The sequence below is a fragment of the Zooshikella harenae genome (genome assembly GCF_018837975.1).
Taxonomy (GTDB): domain Bacteria; phylum Pseudomonadota; class Gammaproteobacteria; order Pseudomonadales; family Zooshikellaceae; genus Zooshikella; species Zooshikella harenae.
The window spans coordinates 1-7,800 of record NZ_JAGSOY010000115.1 but is presented as its reverse complement, the minus strand read 5'-3'; the positions used below and the strand labels follow the sequence as shown (position 1 = coordinate 7,800).

General features: G+C 36.2%; 5 protein-coding genes. 4 read left to right on the top strand and 1 reads right to left on the bottom strand.

What is annotated here, in order from left to right; all coding sequences use genetic code 11:
* Positions 1-244 precede the first annotated feature (244 nt).
* The 4 genes from KCG35_RS22795 (at position 245) to KCG35_RS22780 (ending at position 6,413) form a co-directional block, all read left to right on the top strand.
* Complete coding sequence (locus tag KCG35_RS22795; RefSeq protein WP_215822164.1) at positions 245-946, top strand: ricin-type beta-trefoil lectin domain protein; 702 nt, start codon at positions 245-247, stop codon at positions 944-946.
* A gap of 873 nt (positions 947-1,819) precedes the next feature.
* Positions 1,820-2,302, top strand: coding sequence for a LysE family translocator (locus KCG35_RS22790; protein ID WP_215822163.1), 483 nt, complete (start codon positions 1,820-1,822; stop codon positions 2,300-2,302).
* A gap of 201 nt (positions 2,303-2,503) precedes the next feature.
* Positions 2,504-3,244, top strand: coding sequence for a substrate-binding periplasmic protein (locus KCG35_RS22785; RefSeq protein WP_215822162.1), 741 nt, complete (start codon positions 2,504-2,506; stop codon positions 3,242-3,244).
* Between the two features lie 211 nt (positions 3,245-3,455).
* Positions 3,456-6,413 (top strand): EAL domain-containing protein, encoded by a 2,958-nt coding sequence (locus KCG35_RS22780; RefSeq protein WP_309227487.1) that lies wholly within the window; start codon positions 3,456-3,458, stop codon positions 6,411-6,413.
* A 554-nt stretch (positions 6,414-6,967) separates the two neighbouring features.
* Here the strand turns inward: KCG35_RS22780 and KCG35_RS22775 are convergent.
* Complete coding sequence (locus tag KCG35_RS22775; protein ID WP_215822160.1) at positions 6,968-7,723, bottom strand: class I SAM-dependent methyltransferase; 756 nt, start codon at positions 7,721-7,723, stop codon at positions 6,968-6,970.
* Positions 7,724-7,800 lie beyond the last annotated feature (77 nt).

The window sequence follows — 7,800 nt, the reverse complement described above, 5'->3', positions numbered from 1 at the left end:
TTATGTGTCGTTAAATGTATCAAAAAATTATTCTATTAATAATGTTTAATAAATTTAAGGTTTTTTGTAGTTGACTTGATTCTAATTGAAATTAGTGATTATGTAATAGTATATTCATATAATATAATAGGTTCGAACATAGAAAATGCTGTACGGGTGTGCTAGAGATATGGGTTTTTGATATTGTATTTGTGTATGAAATCCATTGATAAACTGGTGATTAAAAGAAGTTTTGGTGTTAAAAATGAAAGTCAAAGTATTTTGTTTGTTTTTGTTGTTTTTTACGGTGTTAAACGTATATGCGGGTAATAAATACTATAAAATTATATCTTCAAATAATTTATGCCTTGATGTAGATGGTAACCAGGTAACTAATTATACACCTGTTAAGCTTTATCCTTGTCATGGAAGGGATAACCAGCTTTGGTACACGGATAGTCGTGGTAGACTTCATCCAAAATCAGCAAAGAAAATGTGTTTAGATGCGGGTTTACCTGGAGCAGGAAATAACACTTATATCAAACATTGTAAAAATCAACACCATCAAGCTTGGTTTTTCTCGAATGGTTATATTTATAATGGAGGCGATACAAACTTTGTTTTAGATTATGGTTCTTCGAACAGAGCTGTATTTTTATCTGAGTTTAATGCAAATGCAACTCAGCAATGGAGGCAGGTCTTAACACAACCTAAAAGTAGTTCAAAAGAATATTCTTTTACGAATGATGAAAGTACTAAACAATATTTTTGCTTTAATGATATTTGGGTTAAGATAGGACCAGTGTCAGATTTTGATGTGGTAAATACTTTGTGCCCGATGGAGTGTGAAGAAAAAGCTAAACCTGGAAGAAGTACTTATAAGTGGAATGGTAAATGGAAAATAATTTCAGGTTCAGATGGAACACAAACAATCTGTAATTGTCGTACTTGCGTGAAAAAGCATTGATTTTATCGTTAAATTAGGTATCCCCACCAGCTAGGAGGGGCGGCGGTTGGAGTGACCTGGTCGATTTACTCACCTAATATGCCAATAATAGGTTGTGTTACTAACACAGATTCGAAATTTGGTTATGTATCAAAAACACTAACTGATTGATTTGTAATAAGTAAATGGGTTTGTGTTTGTGTGAAATTTGATCAGTTTTTGGGTGTGGTAATCATAACGAGTCTTACCTTTCAGAAGATGGTTTCTAAAATCGTCATTAGAATATGATTAAAGAAGGTTCTAATTGACTAGACTACTTTACTTAATTGACGTAGTATCATCAGTCTATTTGATTTATTTGTATTCTATATAAAGTTAGATGTTTATTATGTATTCTTTTGAGCAACAATAACTGAAAAATTTAGTTGAAAAGCTCTATAAACTATACCCAATACGAAGGGTTTTTATACCCCTAGGGCACAAGGGTGCGGGCGTCAAGCGATGAAGCCTCAGAAGCTTATATTAAAAGTGACTGGGGTGAAGAGCGCTGACAACGAACCCTAAAAGTGACTCGTGAAGGGTATAGAAGCATCTTTAGTTAAGACTATAAACTAAAGTAATGTCCTTTATTAGTACTGTTATTCTATGCAACGGGCGTTTGGCTTAGCTGCCAAACATATTGAGCATCTAGCTTCTGCTAACAACTAAATTCCTCTCAAATACCTTGCTATATAGCCAAGGTGCGTATTGCTTTTTCAGTTATTGCAGGTGTTCAAAATGGATACAAATGTTTTACTTTCATATGCGCTTGTATGTGTTATTTCGGCTGCTACGCCAGGGTCTGGAACGTTAGCAGTATTAACGCAGAGTATTCGTTTCGGTTTAAGATAGACTTTGCCTTTAATTGTAGGCATTCAATTAGGATTGTTTTTAATTGCTATCGCCGCTGTAAGTGGATTAGCTGTTGTTTTGGAACGCTCAATAATTCTATATAATATTATCCAATATGCAGGACTAATTTACCTCTTATATCTAGGAATTATTTCATTAATTGCAGCATATAAAAATACTAAGATATCTGAGCCTGCAATGAACAGTTTTTCGTTAAAGCATGGGTTCGTTATTACCTGTTTTAGTCCTAAAACATTATTGTTTTTTGCATCTTTTTTTTATTTATTTATTAGTAAAGAACTTTCTTATTTAGAGCAAGTTTTATGGCTTATTAGTGTTCTATTAATTATAACACTGTCAGTTCATATACTTTACTCTTTAATTATGGAAAAAATATCGTGGATAGTTTATGAACACTCTCAAACCTTTAACTTTGTAGTTGGGTTTTTATTTATTATTTTAGTGATTCTACTTGCTGTTAGTTAAATAGTAAGTGAATTTTTTCGGGCCTGAAGTAAGTACTCACACAGGCCCATCCTATTGTTTTCTCCAATGAGGGGGAGAGCAAATCATTGGTTCCCCTCCTGGATATCTAGACTATACTCAGAAAAATAAAAATGAGGAATTAGAGTTTTATAAATTATGATATATGGCCTCAATCTACTTTTACTTATTGTAAGCTTTTGCGTGATTATACCCGTATCAGCAAAATCATGTGATCGTCTTGTCGTTGCAGGCAATGCAGAATATCCTCCTATCACTTGGACTGACAGTAAGTCACAGGAAATGACAGGAGTTGCTGTAGAAATTTTACAGCGTGCATTCAAGGGAGTAACTGTACCGATGACAACCTTACCACTACCTTGGGCGCGAGCTCAGAAAGTGGTTAAAACTGGTGCGGCCGATATATTGGCAGGGCCTTATATAAATGAAGAGAGGATAGAATATATGGACTATGTTTTTCCTGCTTTCATGCAAGATCCTGTAGCAATTTTTATAAGGAAGTCCTCTATGTTCAAATATCAGAAGTGGAGTGACTTAGTTAGCTTGAGAGGCGCTACATTAATTGGTAACAGTTTTGGTGAAGAATTTGACGCTTATGCGGCTGATCATTTGAAAATAGAGCAATCACATGGTTTATTAAATGTAATTAATAAGTTAAATAAAAAACGTGTGGATTATATGATATATGGATTGTATCCAACCTTAGCAGCATTAGCATCAACAGATTTAAAAGACCAAATTATACCTTTAAAGCCGTATGTCACATCAGAAGGGATGTACATTGCTATTTCTAAGAAGTCACCTTGCAGAAAATACTATCAACTTCTTAGCCAAAAACTAAACGAATTTAAAGCTATTAATTTAACGAAACAGTTGATAGAAAAGTACAAAAAAAAATGGGAGGAGGGTGTTAAGGATAACTAGTATAATATTTATTATGGATGTATTTTAAATAAAATCTAAGATTAAAATTTAATTTAAGCCAAAATATCCTCGCTGTTAATTGATCGTTTACTAAATAACTTCAGAATATATTCATTCCTCTATTTCTGGTAAAGCAGAGCAATAGCACTAAGATTTAATTAAGTAGTAGGCCCACTGACTGATGAATGATAGTTGAATTTCTATGGGAGTTGTGAGGCAAATAAATCAAGCATTACTGGGGTTATGGCTAACCATAATTACTCTGGTTTGCTCTGGTGTTGCGCCCGCTGCTAGCACTACAGAATCTCTGGCTTTCAATGACGAAGAGAAAGCTTGGATAGATACTCATAAAGTGGTTTCTTTGGCTTTTGATGGCTACTTTCCTCCCTTTAGTTTTTTGAGTGATAACGGTAAGTTAGAAGGATTTGCCGTCGATGTACTTAATGAAATAGAAAAGCGCATTGGTGTTACATTCAACATTTCCCCTCAATATGAGTGGAAAACCCTTTACCAAGCTGCTCAAAAGAAACAGATCGACGTGGTTGCTACCATGGTTGATCGCGAAGAGCGATCGAAATGGTTTAACTTTACCGATCCTTATATCTACAAGTCCCTAGTTGTCATTTCCCAGGCTGAAAATCAGGACATCAAGAAGAAAGAAGATGTTTCTGGTAAGAGAATCGCACTAGTCAAAAATTACCAATATGTAGACCATGTGCTTCAAGAGTTTCCTCAAGTATCACCTGTTTATGTTGATACTATGTTGGATGCCCTAAACGCTGTTTCTGTTGGTGAGGCTGATGCAGCGATAAGTTTTTTAAGTGCCGTTCATTATTACCGAAATAAGTATCTGCTATCCAACTTGAAATACGCTGCGGTTTATGACAAGAACCATTCAAATGAAAGTATTGCTGTTCGGAAAGATTGGCCAGAACTTGTCTCAATTATCAATAAAGGCCTTCATTCAATTCCCGAAAGTCAAATGCAAAAGCTAAGAGCCAAATGGTTACCTGTCGATTACATGGAGAACCTAGTGCAAATTGATTTTACCGAAGCGGAAAAAAAATGGCTGAGTCAAAACAGGCTGATTCGTTTGGGTATTGATCCAGAGTTTGCTCCCTTCGAGTATATCGAAAACGGTGTGTATCAAGGGATGGCATCGGATTACGTTAAGTTACTCAGTCAGCGTCTTAATCTTAAAATGAAGATCGTTGATGGATTGAGCTGGAAAGAGGTCATAGACAAAGTTAAACAAGGTGAAATTGATGTCTTACCTGCAGTTGGTGTGACTGAAAAGCGTAAACGCTATCTAAACTATACAAAGGCCTATTTGAGTTTTCATCGCGTCATTGTTAGTCGAGATGATGCTCCGTTTATAGCCAGCTTAGGTGATTTATATGGTCAAACTGTTGCTGTACAAATAAATACTTCTCACCATGGCTTTTTAATAGAAAATACAGATATCAACCCTGTTTTATATGACACTCTCCAAGAGTCCTTATTGGCGGTCTCGGGTGGTACAGTAGATGCTTTTGTGGGCAATGTTGCTTCCGCTACTTATTGGATAAGAAAACTCAATTTAACAAATTTAAAAATTTCTGCCCCGGCTTCAACAGAAGTTCAAACTCTGCATTTTGCAGTCAGGAACGATTTACCTGAGCTAGCTTCCATTTTGCAAAAAGGATTAAATACCATTGGCCCAAGAAAAAGAAAAGCTATCTCAGAAAAGTGGCTGTCAATTGAATACGAACCAGAAGTTGATTATTCATTATTATGGAAGGTCGTGGCAGTATTTTCTGGGTTAGTGGTTAGTTTCTTGATATGGAATATTTTGCTGAATCGAAAAGTACGTCTTCGGACCTCTCAACTTCATTATACAGCGAATTATGACCAACTTACTGATCTTCCTAATCGATTTCTTATCCTTGATCGGTTAAAACAGCTTATTTTGGACGCCCGGCGCAACCATCGTAAAGTAGCTTTGTTCTCCATCGATATTGATGACTTCAAGAAAATTAATGATGGTTTGGGGCATAAAATTGGTGATGCAGTTTTAAAGGAGTGCTCTACTCGGTTAAAGGGTATGCTTAGAGAAAATGATACTCTGGGTCGCCTGGGCGGGGATCAGTTTTTAGTTATTCAAACGAATTTTGCAGATGCTTCAGATTCAGCCCATCTTGCTGAAAAACTGCTTGATAGTTTGAACCAGAATTTTAAGAAGGCTAGTCAGGAAATTTCAATTAGAGCTAGCATTGGGATAGCGCTTTTTCCAGATGACGGTACCACTGCAGAAACGTTATTGACTTTGGCTGATACTGCTACTCATCATGCGAAAGAAGAAAAACAGGGGCATTTTGCCTTCTATACCGAAGGCTTGCTACAGAAAGTGTCCCGTCGGCTTGAGTTAGAAAAACAATTGCGAGGTGCGTTAGAAAGAAATGAACTACAAGTTTATTACCAGCCAAAAGTTGATGCCAAAACCAATGGTATTGTAAGTTTTGAAGCATTAATACGCTGGTTTAATCCTGAAATGGGCACAGTTTCTCCAGTAGAGTTTATTCCTATAGCAGAAAAAGCCAGCCTAATTCAGGAAATTGGATTCTTTGTGATTACTGAAGCATTTGAAAAGCTGACTCAATGGCAGAGGAAATATTCTGATGAGTTATCGATGGCTATTAATTTATCTCCAGTACAATTTCGCTCTGGTGAAATAGTGTCTGCCCTAGAATCCCTTTTCTTACAGTACGAATTGAACAGTCGATCTGTCGAGTTTGAGATTACGGAAGGACTGCTGCTTTCAAACTATTGTAATGTTGAAGAAGAGCTGAAAAAGCTTGAATCTCTTGGCGTTACTTTGACAATGGATGATTTTGGCACCGGATATTCTTCTTTGAGTTACTTGCGTCAATATAAATTCGACTCATTGAAAATTGATCGAGAATTTATTATGGATCTAGAAGCAAGAGAATCAGCAAGGAAGCTTGTTTCTGCAACTATTGCTATGGCTCATGAACTTGGTATGACAGTTGTAGCTGAAGGGGTTGAAACAGAAGAGCAAAAGTCAATTTTAGTGGCTTCAAAATGTAACTTTTTGCAAGGCTGGTTATTTAGTAAGCCGCTGCCTGCAGCTGAAATCGATAGTTTATTGGAGAAAGAGTCTTTTAAGTAAAATTATGTTCTTCTGTTATTTGTAGAAGTTAAGGTTTTATCGCGTAGGCATTTGTTTATCTTAAATTCAGTAGTAAACTTAAAATACTAAATTCCACATATTTTTGGCATTCAACTTCTAAATTATATTCGTACAGCTCTTGCCAATTAATTTTTGTAAATTTTTTTAGCTCTAGTAGAAATTCGCTGTATGAATTAGTAATTAATTCAGAGAAAACATCATTTTTTATGCTAGGAGACGAGTAGGTAATTGCTTGCATTCCATTTAGTGCACCTATGTGTAGCGCACTAGTTATTTATCAAAAAGTATACATTATGAGAGAGGAAGCAGGGGCTATCAAAAGTACTCTCATAAGATCTGTTTCAAATCGCTTACGGATTTATGATAGACTATCCACAAGACCGGTGGATAGCTTTGTGGATAGTTGATATGGGACCATGGGTGTTGGGTTGTACCTGAATTGTACAGAAAATAGCCGGCGAACAGGGTTGTTGGCTATTTTAGTGGAATCAATATTCAAGAATATGGCTGGCTAGGTAACAGCTCTTACCTGATTATAACCATGCGCTACCAGCAATAATTGTTAACGGATTTTTCACTACCATTTTTTTACTTGTGTCTCCCCATACAGATTGTAGCGCTTTTCGAGCCTCCTCAAAAAAACTGGAACCGATATCGTCTATACACCTACGTGTACCGGACCAGGTGTGTATATAGCTAAGAAATTGATCCAGATCCCAGTGGTTTTCAAGGTTAATATTTGGAGTGGCAATAGTTTTAAATGGCAGATCAAGTGAGCTGTAAGAGTCCCATGCCAATTTATTATTAGGTGCCCAATATGGTTCGATAACACTCTTTACCTTTACATCTATTATATGATCTACATTATCGTTGATATGTGGCCATACATAAGAATAGGCAACAAATACTCCAGTAGGTTTTAGAACTCGAGAGACTTCATCCCAAAATCTGTCGTAATCGAACCAATGCAAGGCCTGTGCAACATTAACCAGATCAAATTGATTATTTCTAAAATTTGTTGATTCACCTGGCTGTGCAGAATAGTTAATATTTTCAGCTTGGAAGGCATTTGCAATTTGCTCTTTGCTAATATCTGTTGCTTCGACTTTAGAGAAATTCTTTGCCAGCCCTATAGCAGCTTGACCATTTCCAGTTGCACAATCCCAGGCTTTGTCATGGGTTATAACTAAGGAAGCAACAAAATCAAACAGCACCTTCGGATACAGAGGTCGAGCAGAAGCATAAAGATCTGCCTTGTCGTCAAATAATTTTGATGTTTCCACTTCCACTGTGCTCTCTATAGTTATAACTATTAATGAATATCACTCTGACGCAAAAATAACACGCCAGTAGCTGTTTCAAACCT

Excerpts from the sequence above, each read along its gene's own strand:
- KCG35_RS22795 (WP_215822164.1), top strand. The coding sequence starts at position 245 with ATGAAAGTCAAAGTATTTTGTTTGTTTTTGTTGTTTTTTACGGTGTTA.